Here is a 21,676-nt window from a genome sequence, read left to right on the forward strand (position 1 = left end):
GGCGGCGGACGTCAGCGGTCGTGCCGCCGCCGCCAGGCCGTGATGGCGGCACTGATCTCGCGCAGTTCGGTCATGATGGTCACGCCGGACGGCTGATCACGTTGCAGGCCCGGATTGCGACCGCCAGCCCATATTTCACACTGCGCCGGCAGCAGCGAGCGCAGCCGGGTCAGCACGGCGCCAACCTGCTGGGCGTTGAACCAGGCGGAAAAGGAAAGGATGACGATATCGGCCTGGCGCGCGATGGCGGCCTGCGCGATGTCGCCTTCCGGCGTCTGCGGTCCGAGCGACAGGCAGTCGCAACTGTTGAGGCTCATCAGCGTTTCCGCCATCAGCAGGCCGATGGCATGCGGCTCCCCCGACACCGTGGTCAGCAGCACGCGTGGCCGGGCGCTGTCGCCGGACGGGCGGGCAAGCGATTGCAGCGTGCCACGCAGCACCCGGGTCAGCTCCTCGGTGAACATGTGCTCCTCGAACAGCTGGATGGTGCCGCGCGCCCATGCATCGCCCACCAGCGTGCAGAGCGGCGCGGCGATATCGAGGACGAACCGCTCCAGCCCCAGGCGCATCAGGCGCGCCAGCAGGGCCAGCCGGAATTCGTCGATACGGTGGGATGACAACAGCTCGATGAATTCCTGCAGTTCCGGTTCGGTGCAGCCGTGGGCCGGCGACGCGTTGCGCGTTGCCCGTTCGTGCAGGGACAGCAGTTCGCTGATCGGCAGACCGACGATCTTGCCGGGGCGCAGGCCATCGTCGATCAACCGCCGCAGCAGGCGTAGCTTGTCCACCTGATCCATCGGATACACCCTGTCGCCGTGGACGTCGCGCTCGGGCGCGGGGAATCCGTAACGTTTTTCCCAGACGCGCAGGACGTCCTTGCCCAGCCCGGTTTCCCGCTCGACCCCGGCGATACTCAGCAGGCGGCTGTCGTCAGCCATGACGGGGGACCGGACCATCTTCAACTGTTCTCATTTTTTGTCCTAGACAAAACAACCGTTAACTCCCATAATGTCGAACAATACCCCAATAAGTCAGATTTGTCTATGACAATATGGGTAGCGGACGCAGCGGCAGGCATCACCGCCGGAATGAGGATCTGAGTATGAGAATTGCCGTCATTGGCGCTGGCATCGCCGGACTCGGGTGTGCCTACGCCCTCCAGCAGCGGCTGAACGCAGCCGGCCGGCGTGACGTGCGGGTCAGCCTGCTGGAAGCCGGCGACCATTTCGGCGGTCATGCCAATACGGTGGAACTGGCGTTCGATACGCCACGGGGCCGGATCAGCCATGGTGTCGATACCGGCTTTCTGGTGTTCAACGAGCGGACCTACCCCAATCTCATCGGTCTGTTCGAGGCGCTGGCGGTGCCTACCGTCAGCACCGAGATGTCTTTCGCGGTCTCCCTGCCGCACGTGGGGCCGGACGGGCTGGAGTGGGCAGGTAGCAGTCTCGCGACCCTGTTCGCCCAGAAGCGCAATCTCGTCCGGCCCGCTTTTTTGCGGATGGTGCGCGACATCCTGCGCTTCAATGCGCTGACCACGGCGCTGGCGTTGCAGGGCGAGGAGGCGACGCTGGGCGAGTCGGTGGGTGCGTTTCTGGCCCGTCATCGCTTCTCCGAGGCGTTTCGCGACTGGTATCTGCTGCCGATGACCGGCTGTATCTGGTCCTGCCCCACGGAGCAGATGCTGGCCTTTCCCATCGGCACCCTGATTCGCTTCTGTCACAACCATGGCCTGTTGCAGGTGAACAACCGGCCGCGCTGGTTCACCGTGCGCGGCGGGTCGCGGGAATATGTCCGTCGCCTGGTGGCGACGCTGCCCGATGCCCGCCTTCAGGCGGTGCACGGCGTGCGGCGGACCGACAGCGGTTACGAGCTGCTGACCGCCAGCGGCGTCGAGGTGTTCGACGAGGTGGTGTTCGCCTGTCACAGCGATCAGGCGCTGGCCCTGCTGGAGGCGCCGCCGCCGGCGCAGGCGGCCGTGCTTGGCGCCATTCGCTACCAGCCCAACCGGGCGGTTCTGCACAGCGACCCCGCGCTGCTGCCGCGCCGGCGCGCTGTGTGGTCCGCCTGGAATTACAGCGCCGCCTCGGGCGAGGCCGGTTCGACCGACCGGGTGTGCGTCCACTATCTCATCAACAAGCTCCAGCCGCTGCCCGAGGCCTGGGGCGACCGGCCGGTGGTGGTCAGCCTCAATCCGGTTGTGCCGCCACGCGACGAGCTGGTTCATGGCACGTTCGATTATGCCCATCCCGTGTTCGACGCCGCCGCCATCGATGCCCAGCGCCGGCTCGCGACGTTCCAGGGCGAGGCGGGCGCGTGGTTCTGTGGCGCCTGGACCGGCTATGGCTTCCATGAGGATGGGCTGAAGTCCGGGCTGGGGGTCGCCGAGGCGCTGTCGGCCCGGCTGCTGGGCGAGGCGCCTGTCGCGCGGCAGGCCGCCTGAGGTGCCGGTCATGCGCGCGGCGCCAGAGTCGTACGGTCCCGCCTTGCTGCTGGGCACGGTGATGCACGCTCGCCTGCGGCCGCGCGTCAACCGCTTCGCCTACAATGTCTATCAGCTGCGTTTGCCACTGCGACGCCTGGCGCTGGGCGACGCGGCCTGGCACGGCGCCACTGGCAGGGTGGTGGGTCATAACCGCTTCGGGCTGATATCATTTCATGATCGCGACCACGGCGACGGCGTGACGCCGCTGACGACCTGGATCGACGGCATCCTGCGCGCCCATGGCATCGCCGACGCCGCCGGCGAGGTCTGGCTGCACTGCTTTCCGCGCGTGCTGGGTTATGTGTTTAATCCGGTGAGCTTCTGGTTCTGCCATCGCGCCGACGGCGCGCTGCGCGCCATTGTGTGCGAAGTCAACAACACCTTCGGCGAGCGCCATTGCTACCTGCTGGCCAATGAGGACGGCGCGCCGCTGGCGTGGGGCCAGCAACTCGCCGCCGCCAAGCAGTTTCATGTCTCGCCCTTCTGTCCGGTGGAAGGCGGCTACCGCTTCCAGTTCCGCCAGCCGGCGCCGGACCGCCATGACGCCCGTATTGATTATCATGATGCCCAGGGCATGCTGCTGCTGACCAGCATTTCGGGCAAGGCACGCCGGCTCACCGCGCGGTCGGCGCTGGCGGCGTTCGTTTCCATGCCGTTCATGACGCTGGGCGTGATCCTGCGCATCCACTGGCAGGCGCTGCGCCTGTGGTGGCGTGGCACGCCGTTCTTCACCAAACCGTCCCCTCCCGTCACACAGGTCAGTCGATGACAGTCGCCGATGTACTCTCCTTCCAGCCGGTCAACCGCCCGCGCGCTATCGCGAATGCCGGGCTCGATACCAGCGCCTTCCCTGCGAAGGCGCGTCTGGCGCTGCAGGTGCTTGAGCATATCGACCATGGTGCGCTGGTGGTCGAGTGCCCGGATGGTCAGGTGGCCGTTTTCGGGTCGGGCGTCGAGCCCGCGGCCCATATGCGCATTGTCGACTGGACCTGCTTCGACGCGATTCTTCGCTCGGGGGACATCGGGTTTGCCGAGGGCTACATCGGCGGTGACTGGACCACCCATGATCTGCCGGCGTTGCTGGACGTACTGGTGGCGAACCGGACGCAAATCGAAGCCATTTATCACGGGCACTGGATCGGGCGGCTGGCCTACCGGCTGCGCCACCTGCTCAATCGCAACAGCCGCCGTGGCAGCCGGCGCAACATCCACGCCCATTACGATATCGGCAACGACTTCTACCGTCTGTGGCTCGATGGCGGCATGACCTATTCCAGCGCGCTGTTCGAGGCCGATGCCGGTGCAGCGGATGACCAGGCGATCGAGGCGGCGCAGACCCGCAAGTACCGGCGGATGCTTGAGCAACTGCGACTGACGGGTGGCGGCTCGGTGCTGGAGATCGGTTGCGGCTGGGGTGGTTTTGCCGAGCTGGCGCTGGCGGACGGTTTCGATATCACCGGCCTCACCTTGTCCACCGAACAGCTGGAGTACGCTCAGGAGCGCTGCGCACCCCATGTCGCTCCCGGTCAACGCTGCGATCTGCGGCTGCAGGACTATCGCGACTGCACCGGCCGGTTCGATGGCATCGTCTCCATCGAGATGTTCGAGGCGGTGGGCGAGGCGTACTGGCCGACCTATTTCGCCGCGCTGCGCCGTCTGCTGGTGCCCGGTGGACATGCGTGCATCCAGACCATCACCATCAATGACTCCCGGTTCGCCCGCTACCGGCGCGGCACCGATTTCATCCAGCAGTATATTTTCCCCGGCGGCATGCTGCCGAGCCCGTCGGCGTTTCGCGAGCAGGCGGCCGCCGCGGGCCTTGCGGTGGTCGACGAGATCGCCTTCGGGCTGGATTATGCCCGCACGCTCGATGTCTGGCGGCAGCGCTTCCGCCAGCGTCTGGATGCCGTGCGGGCGCTGGGCTTTGACGAGCGCTTCCTGCGGACCTGGGATTTCTATCTCTGCTACTGCGCGGCGGCGTTCCGTCACCGCAACACCGACGTCTATCAGTTCACCCTGCGCAACCCGGGATGATGACCATGACCCACGCCCGCCCTGCTGCCCCGACAACGCCGCTTCTCGCCTTGCTGCTGCTGATACTGCTGGGGGTGGGGCAGCCGGTGGCCGCGACCGCCTCGGTGGTCCGGCCGGCGGATATAGACACCGAGGTGCGTGCCGCCATCGCTGGCGCCCGGCTGTCTGGCCAGGGCTCGCTCAAGGTGTTCGGCTTCCACATTTACGATGCCCGTCTCTACGTCGGCCCTGATGGTCTGGGCAGCGATCTGGGTGGCGACAGGCCCTACGCGCTTGACCTGCGCTATGCGCGCGCCATCAAGGGGCGGGCGATCGTCAAGCGTACCCGCCAGGAGATGGAGCGCATCGGTGCCGGCACCGCCGAGCAGCGCCGGCGCTGGGAGCAGCAACTGCTGGGGCTGTTTCCCGATGTCGCGCGCGGCGACCATCTGACCGGCGTCTACCGGCCGGGGCGGGGCACCGTGTTCCTGCGCAATGGCCGCCCCATCGGCGAGGTGGCCGGGGCCGAGTTCGCCCGGGCCTTTTTCGGCATCTGGCTCCACCCTGACAGCGCCGCGCCCGATATGCGCGCGGCTTTGCTCGGCGCGGCCCGGGCCTCATGACGACGGCAACGGCGCCAGCCGCCGACGGGACGGCGCGATCGCGCTGGATGGGGCTGGCGGCCTATGGCGGCTTCGGCATGCCGCTGAATTTTCTGGCGCTGCCGCTCTACATCACGCTGCCGGAATATTATGCCCGCCGCCACGGCCTGGAGCTGGCGTTGATCGGGGGGCTGCTGATGGCCTCCCGCCTCGTGGACGCGCTGGCGGACCCGCTGATCGGCCGCTGGATCGATCACGCCCGCCGCGGATTCGGTCATGCGGGTTTCATTCTGCTGTCGCTGCCGCTGATGCTGGCGGGGTTCGCGGCGCTGTTCCTGGTGCCACCGCTGGCCGGCGCGATGGCGGCGGTGTGGCTGCTGGTGGCACTGCTGATCGCCTTCACCGGCTTCAGCCTCGCCAGCATCGCCCATAATGCCTGGGGTGCCGAGTTGTCGGCCTCGGCGGCGGGCAGGGCGCGGGTGGTGGGCATCCGGGAAGGCTTCGGTCTGGCCGGCCTGATGACGGGTGCGCTGGTGCCGCAGTGGGGTGGCATGCCACTGACGACGGGTGTGCTGGGCGTGTTGCTTGCCGGTTGCGGCGCCTGGCTGGTGCTGGCGGCGCCGCGGCCGCCGGCCGGATCGCCGGGGGTGCCGCCGGACCCGGCGACGGGTGCGTGGATTTCCGGCTGGCTGCTGCCGCTGTCGCGGCCCGGATTTGGCGCCCTGTTTGTCGTTTTCGTCGTCAATGGCATCGCCAGTGCCGTCCCGGCGACACTGCTGCCTTTCTTTGTAAACGATGCCCTGCGCCTGGCGGGATATACGGGTGCCTTTCTGGGGCTCTATTTCATTGCCGGCGCGCTGTCGGTGCCGCTGTGGGTGCGCGGTACGCGCCGGTTCGGTCTGGTCCGTGCCTGGCTGGCCGGCATGGCACTGGCGATCGGCGGCTTCTGCTGGGCCTATTTCCTGCCCGGGCTGCCCGAAGCCGCCCGCCTTTGGGGTTTCATTGCCGTGGTGGTGGCCTCCGGGCTGGCGCTGGGCGCGGATCTTGTGGCGCCGGCGGCGCTGCTGGCGGGGATCATGCATCGCAGCGGTGATTCCGGCCACGCCAGCGGTGGCTACTTCGGTCTGTGGAACTTCGGGGCCAAGCTGACTCTGGCGCTGGCGGCGGGGCTGGCGCTGCCGCTGCTGCAAGTGGCCGGTTATTCCATCGGCACGCGCGCCGACCCGGCGGCATTGACCGCGCTTGCCGCCACCTATTGCCTGCTGCCATGCGCCTTGAAGGCACTGGCGGCCGGCATCTTGTGGCGTACCCGCACTCATCTGGCAGGAGATTGACCATGACCCCGTTGCCTGTTTCGCGTCCGTCGCTGTTCAAGCGCATGGCATTGTCGCTGCTGGCGCTTGCCATGCTGGGCGGCTGTGCCGGCGTGCGTCCGACGGTCTATGCCAACGAGACCCCGAGGCTCGATCTGCGGGACTATTTCAACGGCACCATCGATGCCTGGGGCGTGTTCACCGACCGCTCGGGCAAGGTGGCGCGTCGGTTCACGGTCGTGATCGACGCCCGCTGGCAGACCATCAACGGGGTCGAGACCGGCACGCTCGACGAGCATTTCACCTATGCCGACGGCACCACCGAACGTCGGGTGTGGACGCTGCGCAAGGTTGGCCCCGACCGCTACGTCGGAACGGCGGGCGATGTCGTCGGCGAGGCCAGGGGGGAGGTTGCCGGCAACGCCTTCAACTGGCGTTACGTGCTGGCGCTGAAGGTTGACGGGCGCACCTGGCATGTCAACTTCGATGACTGGATGTACCTGATGGACGGGCAGGTGATGCTCAATCGTGCCGAGATGAGCAAGTTCGGTATCCGCCTGGGCGAAGTCACGCTGGCGTTCCGCAAGCGGGCGGGAACCAACGATGCCGGCTGAGGTCGCCGCATCGGGCGTCGCGCCGGTGCCGGCCGGGCGGGTCGCGACGCTGGCGCGCGCCTTCGAGGCGCTGCAGCCGGCGACGCTGGAGGCGCTGCTGGCCTTTTATGCCGAGGATGCCCGCTTCAAGGATCCGTTCAACGAGGTCGAGGGGCGGGCGGCGATCGGCGCCATTTTCCGCCACATGTTCGCGGCGCTGGAAGCACCGCGCTTCGTCGTCCACGAACAGGTGGCGGCCGGTGCTCAGGCGTTCCTCGCCTGGGAGATGCATTACCGCCTGCGCCGCCTCGTCCGGGCGCCCATGGTGATCCGTGGCGCCAGCCATCTGCGGTTCGACGACGCGGGCCTGGTCACAGAACACCGCGACTATTGGGACGCGGCGGAAGAGTTCTATGCCAAACTGCCGTTTGTGGGCGGGTTGATGCGCTGGCTGGCCCGCCAGGGCGCCGCCACCTGACCTGGGCGTCAGGCGGCGAAATCCTCGGTGTCGATGGTGCGCTGCATCGCCGGGCCGTAGCGGTGGCCGGCGACGCTATCGCGGTTGATCAGCGCGTCGACCGCCGCCAGCGTCGCCGCCTCCGGCCGCCACGACCAGCGGGCGATATTCTCCTCAAGATGCGCGGTCGAGGCGGTGCCGGGAATGGCCACCACATGCTCGCCGCGAGACAGCACCCAGGCCAGCGCCAGCTGGGCCGGGGTCGCCTCGACGCTGTGCGCCAGTTCGGCGAAGCGGCGGATCAGCGCCTGGTTGGCCGGCCAGTGCTCGGCCGTGAAACGCGGCATGTCGCGGCGGATGTCGCGTTCCGGGAAGGCGGCCGGATCGAGCGCCGGATCGGCCAGCGCGCCGCGTCCCACCGGGGAAAAGGCGACGAAGGTGGTGCCCAGCGCGCGGCAGGCTTCCAGCACGGCAATCTCGGCGTTGCGGGTCCACGGCGAATATTCCGTCTGCATCGCGGCGATGGGGTGGACGGCGGCCGCCCGGCGCAGCGTCTCGGCCGACATTTCCGACAGGCCGATGGCGCCGATCTTGCCGGCCTTCACCAGGTCGGCCAGCGCGCCCACCGACTCCTCGATGGGCACCGTGAAGTCGCGCCGGTGCAGGTAGTAGAGGTCGATATGGTCGGTGCGCAGCAGCCGCAGGCTTTCCTCCAGGGCGGTCCGGATGGTCTCCGGCCGGCAGTCGATGCGCCGCTTGTCGCCATCGACGATGATGCCGGTCTTGGAGGCAAGGAAGAAGGACTGGCGCTTGCCGTGCAGCGTCTCGCCGATCAGCGTCTCGTTCTTGCCCAGTCCGTAGATGCGGGCGGTGTCGAGATGATCATAGCCCAGCTCCAGCGCCCGGTGCAGCAGGCGGGCACCCTCGGCCGGCGACGGCGGCGTGCCATAGGCCCACGACAGCGACATGCAGCCCAGGCCGATCGGGTTGACGGCGCGACCGGCGATAGGACGGCGGGTGATGCTCATGACGCTGCTCCTGACGGTGGCGGGGAGCGTCTGTCTAGCAGCCCAGCGTCACCGGCGCACGCAGGAAACCCCGGAAGCGCAGTCGCTGGCTGCGCTCGGCCGGCGCGTTTAACCGATAGTCGGGGAAACGGGCGAGGAAGCGGCCGATGGCGATGCGCCCCTCCAGCCGGGCGAGGTTGGCGCCGAGACACAGATGGGTGCCGGAGGCGAACGCCAGGTGGCGGTTGGCGCCGCGGGCGAGGTCGAGCCGGTCGGGGTCGGGGAAGCGCGCCGGGTCGCGGTTGGCGGCGCCGATGCACAAGGTCACCAGCGTGCCAGCCGGCAGGGCCTCGCCGCCGACCTCGGTATCGGTGAGCACGCGGCGGTTGCCGAGCTGGTTGGAGCTTTCAAAGCGCAGGAATTCCTCGATCGCGGTGTCGAGCAGCGACGGATCGGCGATCAGCCGGGCTTTCTCCGCCGGCCATTCGAGCAGGGTCATCAGCGCGTTGCCGATCAGGTTGGTGGTGGTCTCGTGGCCGGCGTTGAGCAGGAAGATGCAGTTCTGCAGCAGCTCGGTTTCCGACAGTCGCTCGCCGCCGGCCTCGCCGATGATCAGGCGCGACAGGATGTCGATGTCCGGGTCACGCAGGTTGGCCCGGCGGTCCGCCACCAGGTCGCGCAGATAGTCGAGGAAGTCGGCGACGTTCTGGTTCGCCTCCGCCAGCGCCGCCGCCGGCACCACCGGCTCCAGCGCGCCGAGAATGCTGAGCGACCAGCCGCGCAGCGGTCCGCGGTCGGCGTGCGGCACCCCCAGCAGGTTGCCGATCACCTCCACCGGAATCGCCGAGGCGAAATCCTCGATCAGGTCCATCTCGCCGTGCGCCGCGCCGGCGTCGAGCAGGCTGTCGACCAGGGCAATGATGCCGGGCTCCATATGGGCGATGGTGCGGTTGGCCAGCGCGCCCTTGAGAATGGTGCGCACCCGGGTGTGCAGCGGCGGGTCGTTGAACACCAGGCTGGTGGTGTGGTGCTGGTAGAGCAGCGTGTCGCCGAACTTGGGCAGGAATTCCGCCTTCTTGTCCGAGCTGAAGAGCAGCGGCTGGCGGTAGACCAGTTCAAGGTCGGCGTGGCGGGTGAGGAACACCGAGCCGTCTGGCATGCGGCGCACCGGCTGGTGCTCGCGCAGCGCGTGGTAGAAGGGGTAGGGGTTGTCGATGAAGCCGGGCGGCGGCGAGCGCAGGTCGAAGCTGGCGGCGAAGGCGGCGGCGTCAAAGCCGGTGCCGGGCGATGCTGTGCGGTCTAAGGCCATGCTGCTGTTCCTCCCCGAACCTGGTGGTCTTGACGCCACGGTTGCCCCGAGGATAGCGCGTCTTGCGGAATGGTTCACCCCTAAACAGTCACGCATGAAACCATCTGTCGTGTGCATGCCGGAAGTTTGAACGGCCGACCTAACGGAAGCGGTAGCTCGGCAGGGCAGGCCGACAATGACATGTGTGGCGTTTCAGGCGGCGACACAGCCGCCGGGTCGACGTGCGGGAGTGACAGGTCATGGCGCAGCAGGTTGAGCAGGTGGTGCTGGTGCGCCGGCCGGACGGCAATCCTCGCCCCGAGGATTTCGCCCTGCGCGAGGCGCGCCTGCCGGAGCTGGCCGACGGGCAATTCCTGCTGGAAAACCATTATCTCTCGATGGACGCCGGCTTCCGCCAGTGGATGAGCGCGGGTTCCGACGACAATTATCTCGGCGCCATGCCGCTGGAGGCGCCGGTGATGAGCATCGTGCTCGGTACCGTGCGGGCCAGCCGGCACCCCGGTTTCACGGAAGGCCAGGTGTTGCTGGCGCGCACAGCCTGGGAAAGCTGGTCGATCGCCGATGGCTCGGATCTGGCGCTGCCCATTCCGGTGCGGCCTGGCCGTCCGCTGCACTTCTATGCCGGCAGTCTGGGCCTGAGTGGTTTCACGGCCCATGTCGGCTTCAACCATATCTGCCAGCCCAAGGCCGGCGAGACGGTGGTGGTAAGCGCCGCCGCCGGTGCCGTCGGCACCATGGTCGGCCAGTTCGCCCGCATCGCCGGTTGCCGGACCATCGGCATCACCGGCTCGGCGGACAAGGCGCGCTGGCTCACCGACACCGTGGGCTATGACGCCGTCATCAACTACCGCGAGCCTGGCGGCGTGGCCGCCGGGCTCGACCGACTGTGCCCGGACGGGCTCGACATCTATTTCGACAATGTCGGCGCCGAGACGCTGGACGCGGCGCTGGCGCACATGAAGGAAGGCGCCCGCATCGCCCTGTGCGGCATGATCGCCCAGTATGGCGACCCCGCCAACCCGGCCGCCATCCGCCAGCTGTGGCAGGCAATCACCAAGCGGGCGATGCTCAAGGGCTTCATGTTCTCCGACCACATGGACCTGTTCCCGGATTATCTGCGATGGGCGGAAGCGCAGGTCGACGCCGGCCGGCTGCACAGTTTCGACGATATCCACGAGGGCATCGCCACGGCGGCACAGGCTTTCTGCTCGCTGTTCGATGGTACCAACCAGGGCAAGGTGCTGGTGCGACTGTGACCGGAATGACACAGGTTGCGCGCGGGCCTGTCAAAATGATCAAATGAAACGACCGTGCAAATCGGCAAGAACAAACGCCAATAACTGGCAAACAACCGCAGGGCAGGTTTCGCGTCGTCCGTCGGGCGACGGGGAGTGGCCCGGGCAGTCCTTGGGAGAGTTCTAGATCAAACGTGGGATCGCCCCCACGGCATCGCGCCATAACTGACCTGTGCCAGGCTGTCGCCGCCGCTTCCCCGGCCGCGTGCGTACCGCCTGAGCCGGTGACGGGAACGGCATCGATGTTGCGGCCGTTCCATGCGACCCGCCGGCCGGAGAAGGGAATCCCTGCCGGCCGGCACTGACATCATCGATAACGCAGACAACACAAGCGCGGCATTCCGCGCGTCCGAAGGAGAGGAAGAATGACTGTTTCGGTTGAGAAAATCGGCGCCGCGTCCCGGTCGCGCCTGCGCGGGCTGCTGCTGGCCTCGGTTGGCGGCGCCCTGCTGGTCGCCGGCAACGCCGCCGCCCAGACCGCCAGCGACAGCGGTGCCGTCGAAAGCGTCGGCCTGGAGGAAATCGTCGTCACCGCCCGCAAGCGCGCTGAAAGCGTGCAGGACGTGCCGGTGGCGGTGACCGCCATTTCGGCGGCCCAGATCGAACGGCAGGATCTCACCAGCCTGGAGAAGATCGCCGCCCGCACGCCGAACTTCACCGTCGGCCGTGCCTCCAACGGCTCCGGCGCCCAGCTTACCCTGCGCGGCATCGGTTCGTCGTCCACCTCCATCGGCATCGAGCAGTCGGTGGCCGTGGTGGTCGATGGCGTCTATTACGGCCAGGGCCGCATCATCCAGGAAGGCTTCTTCGATCTGGAGCGGCTGGAAATCCTCAAGGGTCCGCAGGCGCTGTTCTTCGGCAAGAACGCCACCGCCGGCGTGATTTCGCTGACCTCCGCCGATCCGGGCAAGGAAGTCGAGTTCAAGGGCCGCGCCGCCTATGAGTTCAAGTCGCAGCAGGTGCAGGGTGAGTTCGTCGGTTCGGGCCCGCTCAGCGATACGCTGGGCCTGCGCGTCGCCATCCGTGCTTCCAAGATGTTCGACGGCTATTTCAAGAACGTCTCGGTCGATCGCAACTACGCGACTTACGATGTCGCGACCGACACCCTCAATCCGCACACCGCGGTGCCGGCGGCCAGCGACGCGCCGGGCGAGAAGGAACTGCTTGGTCGCGTGACCCTGAAGTGGACGCCCACCGATGCGCTCACCGCGACGTTGAAGGCCTCGGGCGACTACAACAAGGTCAACAACTCGTCGTGGAACTATGTGGCGTTCAACTGCCCCGGCGGCGTCAGCCAGCTTACCGGCTATGCCTGCGGCGACAGTTTCGTCACCCATCAGAACAACATGCCGGCCGACATCGCCGCCAACTATCCCTACGCCAAGGATGATGGCGAACTTTACAACCGCTACAAGTCCTACGCTGTCACCGGCACCATCAACTACGAGATGACCGACGTCACCATCACGTCCGTCACCAATTACAACTGGAACAACAACCGCTGGACGTGCGCCTGCGACTTCCAGACCAGCGACGCCGGCACCTGGGCGACCGAGAATTCATCCTGGCACGCCTTCTCCTCGGAGCTGCGGGCGCTCACCAGTTATGACGGCCCGGTCAACCTGATGGTCGGCGCGCTGTATCAGAAGACCAAGCGCAAGTTCGGTCAGTGGGTGATGTTCGCCAACATCGAGGACTCCAGCCAGTCGGCGGCCGACCGCTACGTCGCTACCTCCAAGTCGTCGGCGACTGACGGCGAGACCATCGCGGCCTTCGGTCAGGTGACCTGGAAGGTCATCCCCACCGTCGAGCTGGCCGGCGGCCTGCGCTACACGCATGAGACCAAGGACAGCTTCTTCACCCAGCCGTACAACAACGTGGCGCTGATCAGCATTTTCCGGCCGCAGGACGCCGCTGACGGCCTGGGCTACGTGACCGCCAAGCAGACCTTCAACAACTGGTCGCCGGAAGCCACTGTCACCTGGAAGCCGACCGACGATGTGATGGTCTATCTCGCCTACAAGACCGCCTACAAATCAGGCGGCTTCTCCAACGGCGGCATCAACAGCGCCTTCTCGACCGATCCGCTGGCCGACCTGACCTTCGATCCGGAGAAGGCGCGCGGCTTCGAGGCCGGTATCAAGAGTACGCTGATGGACAATCAGCTGCGTCTGAACCTGAACCTCTACACCTTCGCCTACAAGGATCTGCAGGTCGACTTCTTCAACTCGCCGATCTTCGCCTTCCAGACCCTGACGGCGGATGCTCGCACCAAGGGCGTGGAGGTGGAGTTCGAGTACGCGCCCAACAGCGTGCCGGGGCTGAATCTGCATGGCTCGATCAATTACAACCGCGCCCGCTACACCAGCTTCGGCGACGCGCCATGCTACGCCGGCCAGACCCAGTCGCAGGGCTGCAACGTGCCGGTGGCCAGTGCCTTGCGTCAGGATTTGAGCGGCCGCCCGCTGTCGATGGCGCCCAAGTGGACCGGCACCTTCGGCGTCGGTTACGATACCGCCATCGGCAACGGCCTGACCCTGGGCCTGGCGGCGGATGCCCGCTACAACGGCAGCTATCTCGCTTCGGGCTTCGGCAACCCCTACTCGCATCAGGATTCCTACGTGAACCTCGACGCCAGCGTGCGCGTCGGCAGCGAGGATGGTCGCTGGGAAGTGGCGCTGCTGGGCAAGAACCTGACCAACCGCTTCTATGTCACCGGTGTTGTCGACGGCCCGTCGACCGGCAGCGCCTCGGGCGGCGTCACCGGCACGCCGGCGGACCAGCTGGGCTTCGCCACCCTGCCGCGCACCGTCCAGCTCCAGCTGAGCTGGCGCTACTGAGCCGAACGGGGGGGGCGGTCTCCGCCCCCCGCTCTCCATGCCGACCTCGGCCGCGTCACCTCATCCGGTGGCGCGGCCTTCGTCGTTGGCGGGGGTATGCTCAGCCGGCTTTGTCAGGGTCGGCGGCCGGTCCGCCGGGCGGGTCGGGCTCGACGGCTGGTCCACCGGTTGGATTGGATGAAGATGGGTCATCCTCCGTGTCGCCGGCGACCTCCCGCCGGGCCTGGTCGAGCAGCTGCTCGCGGCGGGCTTCCTCGTCGGCGTCGCGGACCCTCTGCGCCTTGGTGCGCCCGAACTTCGCCCGATTCGTCCTTGCCTCGGCCTCGGCCTCGGCGCGCTCGCGCGCCTTGCGGAACTGCCGCAGATTGATGACCTCGCCCATGCCGACCGTGCCTCCCGGTGTGATCCTGTGTCCGAGTTATGCCAAGGCCGGGGCAGGACACCAAGGCGGGTTGCGGCCATCGACGGGTGTTGCGGGGCAGGGTGTGCTTGCTTTTGCATCGCCGATCGGCTATGCGGCGCGCCATCACACACGCGAGGGCTGCCTTCCCGGTGGGTCCAGAGATGGACCGAAACCCTCGCGGAGGTCAAACTGGAGAAGGAGATACGCGATGGCCGTTCCCGTCGTGACGATGCAGCAGTTGCTGGAAGCCGGTGCCCACTTTGGTCACCAGACCCACCGTTGGAACCCGCGCATGGCGCCGTACATCTTCGGCGAGCGCAACAACGTCCACATTCTCGACCTCAGCCAGTCGGTGCCGCTGTTCGCCCGCGCGCTGCAGTTCGTCCGTGACACCACCGCCGCCGGCGGCAAGGTGCTGTTCGTCGGCACCAAGCGTCAGGCCGCCGGTCCGATCGCCGAGGCGGCCATCCGTTCCGGCCAGCACTTCGTCAACCATCGCTGGCTGGGCGGCATGCTCACCAACTGGAAGACCATCAGCCAGTCGATCCGTCGCCTGAAGCAGATGAGCGAGCAGTTGTCCGGTTCGACCCATGGTCTGACCAAGAAGGAAGTGCTCAAGATGACCCGCGACCGCGACAAGCTGGAGCAGTCGCTGGGCGGTATCCGTGACATGGGTGGCCTGCCGGATGTCATCTTCGTGATCGACACCAACAAGGAAGACATCTGCATTCACGAGGCGAACACCCTGGGCATCCCGGTGATCGCCATCCTCGACACCAACTGCGATCCCAAGGGGATCGCCTTCCCGGTGCCGGGCAACGACGACGCCAGCCGGGCGATCAAGCTCTACTGCGACGCCATTGCCGATGCCGCGCTTGATGGTCGGGTCGGCCAGGAAGTGCGTCGCGGTCGTGATATCGGCGAGATGGAGCAGCCGATCGTCGAGGCCGTGGTGGCGGAAGCCGCCGCCGAAGTGGCCGCGCAGTAACATAAACGACTTCATTGTGCGTCATGCCGGTACTCACGTGCCGGCATCCGCAATGCCAGGACTGGCGTTGGTGGACCCCGGATCAATTCCGGGGTGACGTTTATCCGGGACTAGAGAAAGGTTGGACTCATGGCTGAGATTACCGCGAGCCTGGTGAAGGATCTGCGCGACAAGACCGGCGCCGGCATGATGGACTGCAAGAAGGCGCTCGCCGAGACCAATGGCGACATTGAAGCGGCGGTCGACTGGCTGCGCACCAAGGGTCTGGCGGCTGCCGCCAAGAAGGCCGGTCGCGTCGCCGCCGAAGGCCTGGTGGGCGTGGCTGTTTCCGGCAGCAAGGGCGCGGTGGTCGAGGTCAACTCGGAAACCGACTTCGTCGCCAAGAACGACATCTTCCAGGCGTTTGTCCGTGAAGTGAGCCAGATCGCGCTGGGCGCCAACGGCGACCTCGACGCGGTTGCCGCCGCGCCGTTCCCGGGTGGCGAGGGCCGCACCGTCGCCGAGCAGCTGACCCACAACATCGCCACCATCGGCGAGAACCAGTCGCTGCGCCGTGCCGCGACCCTGGAAGTCTCGCAGGGTGTCGTTGCCTCCTACGTCCACAATGCCGCCGCCGAGGGGCTGGGCAAGATCGGCGTGCTGGTGGGTCTCGAATCGTCGGCCCCGGCGGAGGTGCTGGCGCCGCTCGCCAAGCAGCTGGCCATGCACATTGCCGCCGCCAACCCCCTGGCGCTGAACGAGGATGGCCTTGATCCGGCCGTCGTCGAGCGCGAGCGCGCGATTGCCGCCGAGAAGGCCGCCGCGTCGGGCAAGCCGGCCGAGATCGTCGCCAAGATGACCGAGGGCGCCATCCGCAAGTTCAAGGAGGAGGTTGTCCTTCTGAGCCAGGTCTACGTGCTCGACGGCAAGTCTAAGGTGGCCGACGTCGTCGCCGCCGCCGGCAAGGACGCTGGCGCCCCGGTGACGCTGATCGGCTACGTCCGCTATCAGCTCGGCGAGGGCATCGAGAAGCAGACGTCGGACTTCGCGGCGGAAGTGGCGGCAGCAGCCGGCACGAACTGATCGAAGCAGTTGGCAGGGCCGACCGGCATCTTTATGGTGCCGGTCGGTTTTGTTTGTGCGCAGGAGAGCAAAGGTAGGCCATGGCAACGCGGCAGCGGTTCAAGCGAGTCCTCTTGAAGCTTTCCGGCGAGGTGCTGATGGGGTCGGGCCAGTTCGGCATCGACCCCGCGACCGCCGAGCGCATCGCCACCGAAATCCGCCTGGCGCGGGATGCCGGCGTGCAGATCTGCCTCGTGGTCGGCGGCGGCAACATCTTTCGTGGCCTGGCCGCGGCCGCCAAGGGTTTCGACCGGGCGTCCGCCGACTACATGGGGATGCTGGCGACCGTGATGAACGCGCTCGCCGTGCAGAATGCCCTTGAGCATCAAGGTGTTGAAACGCGTGTGCAATCGGCGATCCCGATGGCCAGCGTCTGCGAGCCCTACATCCGGCGTCGTGCCGTGCGCCATATGGAGAAGGGGCGGATCGTCATTTTCGCCGCCGGCACCGGCAATCCCTTCTTCACCACCGACACCGCCGCCGCCCTGCGCGCCGCCGAGATGGGTTGCGAGGCGCTGCTGAAGGGCACGTCGGTCGATGGCGTCTATACCGCCGATCCGAAGAAGGATCCCGCCGCGGTGCGCTATGAGACCCTGCATTTCAACAAGGTGCTGTCCGACAACCTGCAGGTGATGGATGCCTCCGCCGTTGCCCTGTGTCGCGACAACAACATACCGATTGTCGTGTTTTCGATCCGCGAACACGGTAATCTGGCGCGCGTGCTGGAAGGGAGCGGCACCGCGACCATTGTGACCAATGACGCCTGAACAGGACGGAACAAGATGAGCAGCTACGACAAAGCCGAACTCGAGCGCCGGATGCGCGGCGCCCTGGACACCCTGAAGCATGACCTGACCGGCCTGCGGACCGGCCGCGCGTCGACCTCGTTGCTCGACCCGATCCAGGTGGACGTCTATGGCGCCAACATGCCGCTCAATCAGGTGGCCACCGTCACGGCGCCGGAAGCGCGGATGCTGGTGGTTTCGGTGTGGGACCGCGCCAATGCGGCCGCGGTGGAAAAGGCGATCCGCTCCGCCGGTCTTGGCCTCAACCCGATCTCGGAAGGGGCGACCATCCGTCTGCCGATCCCCGACCTGACGGAAGAGCGCCGCAAGGAGCTGGCCAAGCTCGCCTCGCAGTATGCCGAGAAGGCGCGCGTGGCTGTGCGCAATGTCCGTCGCGACGGCATGGACAGCCTGAAGAAGGCGGAAAAGGACCATGAAATCAGTCAGGATGAGCATAAGCGACTGGCGGATGATGTGCAGAAGCTGACCGACAAGGTCATCGCCGAGATCGACGCGGCCGCCGTGGCCAAGGAAAAAGAAATTCTCGGCAAGTAAGGGGTGACGTTGACCGCCATCTCTCCCTCCACCGTTGCCGCCGTGGCCGTGCCGCGCCACGTCGCCATCATCATGGATGGCAACGGGCGCTGGGCCAAGCGGCGGCTGCTGCCGCGCGCGCTCGGTCATCGGCAGGGTGCGGAGGCGGTAAGGCGGATCGTGCAGGCGTGCGTCGATCTCGGCGTCCAGTACCTGACCCTTTATGCCTTCTCATCGGAGAACTGGAAGCGCCCGACCGACGAGGTCGAGGATCTGATGGGGCTGTTGCGCCACTATCTGCGCAACGAGGTGGCGGAACTCAACCGCAACAATGTCCGGCTGCGGATCATCGGTGAGCGCCGGGGCCTGGCGCCGGACGTGGTCGCGCTTGTCAACGAGTCAGAGGGGCTGACCCGCAACAACACCGGCCTGACACTGGTGCTGGCGCTGAACTACGGCGCCCAGGCGGAGATCGCGGCCGCCGTGCGCGCGATCGCCGCCAAGGTGCAGGCAGGGGTGATGCCGCTGGAGGCCATCAACGAGCAGGCGGTTGCCGATCATCTGCTGACCGTCGGTATTCCCGATCCCGATCTGATCATCCGCACCTCGGGCGAGCAGCGGCTGTCCAATTTCCTGCTGTGGCAGGCGGCCTATGCCGAACTGGTGTTCGTCGACTGCCTGTGGCCGGATTTCGACAAGGCGCAACTGGTGGAAGCCATCGAGACCTTCGGCCGGCGTGAACGCCGGTTCGGCGGGCGCGGATGAGCGGCGCCGCTTCACCGTCCGGCTCCGATCTCCGGGTCCGGGTGATCGCCGGTATCGTGCTGGGTGTGGGCGCGCTTGCCATCCTGTGGGCTGGCGGGCCGCTGTTCGCCCTGCTGATGGGGCTGGGGGGCTGCGCCATCGTCTGGGAGTGGACCGGCATCACCGGCGCGGCCAGCCGGCCTTGGGTGCGCCCGGCCGGGCTGCTGGTGATGGTGGCGGCGGTCGTCGCCGGCTGGTTCCACCTGTGGGGCTGGGCGGCGCTGGCGACGTTGCTGCTGGCCACGGCGCTGGCGCTGACCGGCTGGGACCGCGAGCGCCGTCACACCATGTGGCTGGGACTGGGGCTGGCCTATGCCGTGCCGCCGGTGCTGGCGTTGCTGTGGCTGCGCGATCAGGCCGACGGCCTGATCATCGTGCTGTGGCTGATGTTGTCGGTGTGGGCGACCGACAGCTTCGCCTATTTCGCCGGTCGCGCCATCGGCGGGCCGAAGCTGGCGCCAACCATCAGCCCCAAGAAGACGTGGGCCGGCCTGGCCGGTGGCATGGCCGGCGCGGCGCTGACGGGCGCGCTGGTGGCGGCGGCCTTCGGCTTGCAGCCGCTGGCGCTGGCGCCGCTGTCGGCGGCCATTGCCGTGGTGTCGCAGGGCGGAGACTTGCTGGAGTCGGCGCTCAAGCGGGCCTTCGATGTCAAGGACTCCGGCCACCTCATCCCCGGCCACGGCGGTATCATGGATCGGGTCGACGGGCTGGTGGCGGTGGCACCGCTGGTGGCGCTGGGGCTGGTGCTCGGCGACGTCTGGCAGGTGCTGGCGTGAGCGCGCGGGCCATTACCATATTGGGCGCCACCGGCTCGATCGGCCGGTCGACGCTCGACCTGGTCGGCCGCCAGCCCGACCGGTATCGCTGCCTGGCGCTGACCGCTCACAGCAATGTCGATGAGCTGGCCGAGGCCGCCCGGCGGTTCCGGCCCGAGCTGGCGGTGGTGGCTGATGAACGCCACTACGGCGCGCTCAAGGACGCCCTGGCGGGGACCGGCATTGAAGCGGCGGCCGGCGCCGAGGCGGTGACGGCGGCGGCGGCGCTGCCCGCCGACTGGGTGATGGCGGCGATTGTCGGTGCCGCCGGCCTGCAACCGACGCTGGCGGCGGTGCGGCGCGGCGCGACGGTGGCGATCGCCAACAAGGAGGCGCTGGTGTGCGCCGGCGACATCGTGACCAAAGCCGCCAACGATGCCGGTAGCCGGCTGCTGCCGGTCGATTCCGAGCACAATGCCATCTATCAGGTGTTCGATGCCGAGCGTCCCGAACGGGTGTCCCGGGTCATCCTGACGGCCTCGGGAGGGCCGTTTCGTACCTTCACGCTGGGGCAGATGCAGGCGGTGACGCCGGAGCAGGCGGTGGCGCATCCGGTGTGGTCGATGGGTGCCAAGATCTCCGTCGACTCCGCGACGCTGATGAACAAGGGCCTGGAGGTGATCGAGGCGCATCACCTGTTCCCGGTGACGCCGGACCAACTGGAAGTGCTGGTGCACCCGCAGTCGGTGGTGCACAGCCTGGTGGAGTATGTCGACGGTTCGGTGCTCGCCCAGCTCGGCACCCCCGACATGCGAACGCCGATCGCCTACACCCTGGCGTGGCCGGATCGAGTCGCCACCCCCTGCCGCCGGCTCGATCTGGCGGCCATCGGCCAGCTCAGCTTCGAGGCGCCCGACACGGCGCGCTTTCCGGCGCTGAATCTGGCCTGGTCGGCGCTTCGCGCTGGCGCTGGTGCGCCGGCCGTGCTCAATGCCGCGAATGAAGTTGCGGTGCAGGCCTTCCTCGACCGGCGGATCGGCTTTCTTGATATCGCCGCAATCGTCGCCGAAGTTCTCTCCCGGCTTGGCGCCCCGGCGGTGGACGATCTGGGTGCCGTGATGGCGGCGGATCAGGAGGCGCGGCGCGTGGCGGCTATGTTGATCGAGGCGAGGAGGAATTAACCGATATGGTGCATCTGCCGCAGCCTGGCCTCCCCTTCACCCTTCTCACCTTTCTCGCCGTGCTGGGCGTGCTGGTGTTCATTCACGAGTGGGGTCACTATTTCGCCGGCCGGCTGTTCAAGGTGCGGATCGAGACCTTTTCGATCGGCTTCGGTCGCGAGCTGTTCGGCTGGACCGACAAGCGGGGCTGCCGCTGGAAGATTTCCGCCCTGCCGTTCGGCGGTTACGTCAAATTCTACGGTGATTCCAACGCGGCCAGCATGCCGAGCGCCGAGGCCATCGCCAGCATGACGCCGGAGGAGCGGGCGGGCGCCTTTCCCCTCAAGCCGCTGTGGCAGCGGGCGATCATTGTCGCCGCCGGCCCGGCCATCAATTTCCTGTTCGCCATCCTGATCTTCGCCGGGTTCTTCATGACCATCGGCCAGCAGTTCACGCCGGCGCGCGTCGAGGCGGTGATGGCGGGTTCGCCGGCGGAGAAGGCGGGCTTCATGGCTGGTGATCTCATCACCCGGATCAACGGCGACGCGGTTTCCCGCTTCGAGGACGTCGCGCACGAAGTGGCGATCTACGCCGGCCGGACGCTGGTGTTCGAGGTTGAGCGCACCGGGCGGCCGGTGACGCTGACGGTGGTGCCCGAGCAGGTCACCGACCAGGACGAGTTCGGCAATGCCTACCAGCGCGGCCGCATCGGCCTTCAGGGGTCGATGCCGGAACTGGTCCGGCGCGGCCCGGTCGAGGCGTTCTACTATGCCGGTCAGGCGACGGTCGATCTGGTGAAGATGATGGCCTCGACGCTGGGCGAGATCGTCACCGGCGACCGTTCGGTCAAGGAGCTGGGCGGCCCCGTCAAGATCGCCCAGTATTCGGCGCAGTCGGCGGCGCTGGGGGTGTTGTCGCTCATCAGTTTCATGGCGCTGGTCTCGCTCAACCTGGGCTTCGTAAACCTGCTGCCGGTGCCCATGCTTGACGGTGGTCATTTGTTTCTCTACGCGATCGAGGCTGTTCGCGGCCGCCCGGTCAGCCAACGGGTGCAGGAATGGGCGTTCCTGGCTGGCTTCGCGCTGGTCATCTCGCTGATGTTGTTCCTCACCTGGAACGACCTCGGGTCGTACGGGATCTGGGACCGGTTGTCGGGTGCGCTGAGTTGAGTGAGATCACTTCCGGAACATTGGTGAAGACATTGGCGAGACGGGGACGGGACGCGTGAGTGT

21 protein-coding genes are annotated in these 21,676 nt (G+C 67.1%); 17 read left to right on the plus strand and 4 right to left on the minus strand.

The window, feature by feature from the left end:
* Positions 1–11: 11 nt before the first annotated feature.
* Positions 12–938, minus strand: a complete 927-nt coding sequence (locus ABU113_RS05490) for a MerR family transcriptional regulator (protein ID WP_454558486.1) — start codon at positions 936–938, stop codon at positions 12–14.
* 164 nt (positions 939–1,102) lie between these two features.
* Here ABU113_RS05490 and ABU113_RS05495 point away from each other — a divergent pair, with 164 nt between their 5' ends.
* Genes ABU113_RS05495 through ABU113_RS05525 form a run of 7 tightly spaced genes read left to right on the plus strand, consistent with a single transcriptional unit; the run spans position 1,103 to position 7,484 of the window.
* A complete protein-coding gene (locus ABU113_RS05495) occupies positions 1,103–2,443 on the plus strand; it encodes an NAD(P)/FAD-dependent oxidoreductase (protein ID WP_454558487.1) in 1,341 nt (446 codons plus the stop codon).
* Positions 2,444–2,453: 10 nt separating this feature from the next.
* The gene (locus ABU113_RS05500; protein ID WP_454558488.1) at positions 2,454–3,254 is read left to right on the plus strand and encodes a DUF1365 domain-containing protein; all 801 of its coding nucleotides are present in this window, start codon (positions 2,454–2,456) and stop codon (positions 3,252–3,254) included.
* Entirely contained in the window at positions 3,251–4,519 is a 1,269-nt protein-coding gene (locus ABU113_RS05505) for a class I SAM-dependent methyltransferase (RefSeq protein ID WP_454558489.1), read from the plus strand. Before ABU113_RS05500 ends, ABU113_RS05505 begins: the two co-directional genes overlap by 4 nt.
* 5 nt (positions 4,520–4,524) lie before the next feature.
* The gene (locus tag ABU113_RS05510) at positions 4,525–5,121 is read left to right on the plus strand and encodes a chalcone isomerase family protein (RefSeq protein WP_454558490.1); all 597 of its coding nucleotides are present in this window, start codon (positions 4,525–4,527) and stop codon (positions 5,119–5,121) included.
* A complete protein-coding gene (locus tag ABU113_RS05515; RefSeq protein ID WP_454558491.1) occupies positions 5,118–6,434 on the plus strand; it encodes an MFS transporter in 1,317 nt (438 codons plus the stop codon). The genes ABU113_RS05510 and ABU113_RS05515 overlap by 4 nt, the downstream gene beginning before the upstream one ends.
* Before the next feature lie 2 nt (positions 6,435–6,436).
* Positions 6,437–7,027, plus strand: a complete 591-nt coding sequence (locus ABU113_RS05520; protein WP_454558492.1) for a DUF3833 domain-containing protein — start codon at positions 6,437–6,439, stop codon at positions 7,025–7,027.
* Positions 7,017–7,484 carry a nuclear transport factor 2 family protein gene (locus tag ABU113_RS05525; RefSeq protein ID WP_454558493.1) on the plus strand — a complete coding sequence of 156 codons (468 nt, stop codon included), beginning with the start codon at positions 7,017–7,019 and terminating at the stop codon, positions 7,482–7,484. Before ABU113_RS05520 ends, ABU113_RS05525 begins: the two co-directional genes overlap by 11 nt.
* Before the next feature lie 8 nt (positions 7,485–7,492).
* Here the strand turns inward: ABU113_RS05525 and ABU113_RS05530 are convergent, their stop codons facing one another.
* Positions 7,493–8,491, minus strand: coding sequence for an aldo/keto reductase (locus ABU113_RS05530; protein ID WP_454558494.1), 999 nt, complete (start codon positions 8,489–8,491; stop codon positions 7,493–7,495).
* A 34-nt stretch (positions 8,492–8,525) separates the two neighbouring features.
* Complete coding sequence (locus tag ABU113_RS05535; RefSeq protein WP_454558495.1) at positions 8,526–9,779, minus strand: cytochrome P450; 1,254 nt, start codon at positions 9,777–9,779, stop codon at positions 8,526–8,528.
* Between the two features lie 239 nt (positions 9,780–10,018).
* Between ABU113_RS05535 and ABU113_RS05540 the strand changes: the two genes are divergently transcribed.
* Both ABU113_RS05540 and ABU113_RS05545 read left to right on the plus strand, forming a co-directional pair.
* Complete coding sequence (locus ABU113_RS05540; protein WP_454558496.1) at positions 10,019–11,035, plus strand: NADP-dependent oxidoreductase; 1,017 nt, start codon at positions 10,019–10,021, stop codon at positions 11,033–11,035.
* Positions 11,036–11,439: 404 nt separating this feature from the next.
* Positions 11,440–13,914, plus strand: a complete 2,475-nt coding sequence (locus tag ABU113_RS05545) for a TonB-dependent receptor (protein WP_454558497.1) — start codon at positions 11,440–11,442, stop codon at positions 13,912–13,914.
* Positions 13,915–14,014: 100 nt separating this feature from the next.
* On the opposite strand, the gene ABU113_RS05550 is transcribed toward ABU113_RS05545, so the two are convergent.
* Positions 14,015–14,296 carry a DUF4169 family protein gene (locus ABU113_RS05550; RefSeq protein WP_454558498.1) on the minus strand — a complete coding sequence of 94 codons (282 nt, stop codon included), beginning with the start codon at positions 14,294–14,296 and terminating at the stop codon, positions 14,015–14,017.
* A gap of 229 nt (positions 14,297–14,525) precedes the next feature.
* On the opposite strand from ABU113_RS05550, the gene rpsB reads away from it, so the two are divergent.
* The 8 genes from rpsB (at position 14,526) to rseP (ending at position 21,613) form a co-directional block, all read left to right on the plus strand.
* Positions 14,526–15,305, plus strand: coding sequence for a 30S ribosomal protein S2 (gene rpsB, locus ABU113_RS05555; protein WP_454558499.1), 780 nt, complete (start codon positions 14,526–14,528; stop codon positions 15,303–15,305).
* Between the two features lie 129 nt (positions 15,306–15,434).
* Positions 15,435–16,367 (plus strand): translation elongation factor Ts, encoded by a 933-nt coding sequence (tsf, locus tag ABU113_RS05560; protein WP_454558500.1) that lies wholly within the window; start codon positions 15,435–15,437, stop codon positions 16,365–16,367.
* An 80-nt stretch (positions 16,368–16,447) separates the two neighbouring features.
* A complete protein-coding gene (gene pyrH / locus ABU113_RS05565; protein WP_454558501.1) occupies positions 16,448–17,173 on the plus strand; it encodes a UMP kinase in 726 nt (241 codons plus the stop codon).
* 15 nt (positions 17,174–17,188) lie between these two features.
* Complete coding sequence (gene frr / locus ABU113_RS05570) at positions 17,189–17,746, plus strand: ribosome recycling factor (RefSeq protein WP_454558502.1); 558 nt, start codon at positions 17,189–17,191, stop codon at positions 17,744–17,746.
* A gap of 9 nt (positions 17,747–17,755) precedes the next feature.
* Positions 17,756–18,490 carry an isoprenyl transferase gene (locus ABU113_RS05575; protein WP_454558503.1) on the plus strand — a complete coding sequence of 245 codons (735 nt, stop codon included), beginning with the start codon at positions 17,756–17,758 and terminating at the stop codon, positions 18,488–18,490.
* On the plus strand, positions 18,487–19,305 hold the full coding sequence (locus tag ABU113_RS05580; RefSeq protein WP_454558504.1) for a phosphatidate cytidylyltransferase: 819 nt from the start codon (positions 18,487–18,489) through the stop codon (positions 19,303–19,305). The genes ABU113_RS05575 and ABU113_RS05580 overlap by 4 nt, the downstream gene beginning before the upstream one ends.
* Positions 19,302–20,465 (plus strand): 1-deoxy-D-xylulose-5-phosphate reductoisomerase, encoded by a 1,164-nt coding sequence (locus ABU113_RS05585; RefSeq protein ID WP_454558505.1) that lies wholly within the window; start codon positions 19,302–19,304, stop codon positions 20,463–20,465. Before ABU113_RS05580 ends, ABU113_RS05585 begins: the two co-directional genes overlap by 4 nt.
* A gap of 5 nt (positions 20,466–20,470) precedes the next feature.
* A complete protein-coding gene (rseP, locus tag ABU113_RS05590) occupies positions 20,471–21,613 on the plus strand; it encodes an RIP metalloprotease RseP (protein ID WP_454558506.1) in 1,143 nt (380 codons plus the stop codon).
* Positions 21,614–21,676 lie beyond the last annotated feature (63 nt).

Origin of the sequence: Parapedomonas caeni, from assembly GCF_041060555.1 — a bacterium.
In the GTDB taxonomy this organism is placed as follows: domain Bacteria; phylum Pseudomonadota; class Alphaproteobacteria; order Sphingomonadales; family Sphingomonadaceae; genus CAUJIW01.

What these genes read in the sequence shown, in the direction of transcription:
- ABU113_RS05490 (WP_454558486.1), bottom strand. Translation starts at nt 938, where the DNA reads ATGGCTGACGACAGCCGCCTGCTGAGTATCGCCGGGGTCGAGCGGGAA.
- ABU113_RS05495 (WP_454558487.1), top strand. Translation starts at nt 1,103, where the DNA reads ATGAGAATTGCCGTCATTGGCGCTGGCATCGCCGGACTCGGGTGTGCC.
- ABU113_RS05500 (WP_454558488.1), top strand. Translation starts at nt 2,454, where the DNA reads ATGCGCGCGGCGCCAGAGTCGTACGGTCCCGCCTTGCTGCTGGGCACG.
- ABU113_RS05505 (WP_454558489.1), top strand. Translation starts at nt 3,251, where the DNA reads ATGACAGTCGCCGATGTACTCTCCTTCCAGCCGGTCAACCGCCCGCGC.
- ABU113_RS05510 (WP_454558490.1), top strand. Translation starts at nt 4,525, where the DNA reads ATGACCCACGCCCGCCCTGCTGCCCCGACAACGCCGCTTCTCGCCTTG.
- ABU113_RS05515 (WP_454558491.1), top strand. Translation starts at nt 5,118, where the DNA reads ATGACGACGGCAACGGCGCCAGCCGCCGACGGGACGGCGCGATCGCGC.
- ABU113_RS05520 (WP_454558492.1), top strand. Translation starts at nt 6,437, where the DNA reads ATGACCCCGTTGCCTGTTTCGCGTCCGTCGCTGTTCAAGCGCATGGCA.
- ABU113_RS05525 (WP_454558493.1), top strand. Translation starts at nt 7,017, where the DNA reads ATGCCGGCTGAGGTCGCCGCATCGGGCGTCGCGCCGGTGCCGGCCGGG.
- ABU113_RS05530 (WP_454558494.1), bottom strand. Translation starts at nt 8,491, where the DNA reads ATGAGCATCACCCGCCGTCCTATCGCCGGTCGCGCCGTCAACCCGATC.
- ABU113_RS05535 (WP_454558495.1), bottom strand. Translation starts at nt 9,779, where the DNA reads ATGGCCTTAGACCGCACAGCATCGCCCGGCACCGGCTTTGACGCCGCC.
- ABU113_RS05540 (WP_454558496.1), top strand. Translation starts at nt 10,019, where the DNA reads ATGGCGCAGCAGGTTGAGCAGGTGGTGCTGGTGCGCCGGCCGGACGGC.
- ABU113_RS05545 (WP_454558497.1), top strand. Translation starts at nt 11,440, where the DNA reads ATGACTGTTTCGGTTGAGAAAATCGGCGCCGCGTCCCGGTCGCGCCTG.
- ABU113_RS05550 (WP_454558498.1), bottom strand. Translation starts at nt 14,296, where the DNA reads ATGGGCGAGGTCATCAATCTGCGGCAGTTCCGCAAGGCGCGCGAGCGC.
- rpsB (WP_454558499.1), top strand. Translation starts at nt 14,526, where the DNA reads ATGGCCGTTCCCGTCGTGACGATGCAGCAGTTGCTGGAAGCCGGTGCC.
- tsf (WP_454558500.1), top strand. Translation starts at nt 15,435, where the DNA reads ATGGCTGAGATTACCGCGAGCCTGGTGAAGGATCTGCGCGACAAGACC.
- pyrH (WP_454558501.1), top strand. Translation starts at nt 16,448, where the DNA reads ATGGCAACGCGGCAGCGGTTCAAGCGAGTCCTCTTGAAGCTTTCCGGC.
- frr (WP_454558502.1), top strand. Translation starts at nt 17,189, where the DNA reads ATGAGCAGCTACGACAAAGCCGAACTCGAGCGCCGGATGCGCGGCGCC.
- ABU113_RS05580 (WP_454558504.1), top strand. Translation starts at nt 18,487, where the DNA reads ATGAGCGGCGCCGCTTCACCGTCCGGCTCCGATCTCCGGGTCCGGGTG.
- rseP (WP_454558506.1), top strand. Translation starts at nt 20,471, where the DNA reads ATGGTGCATCTGCCGCAGCCTGGCCTCCCCTTCACCCTTCTCACCTTT.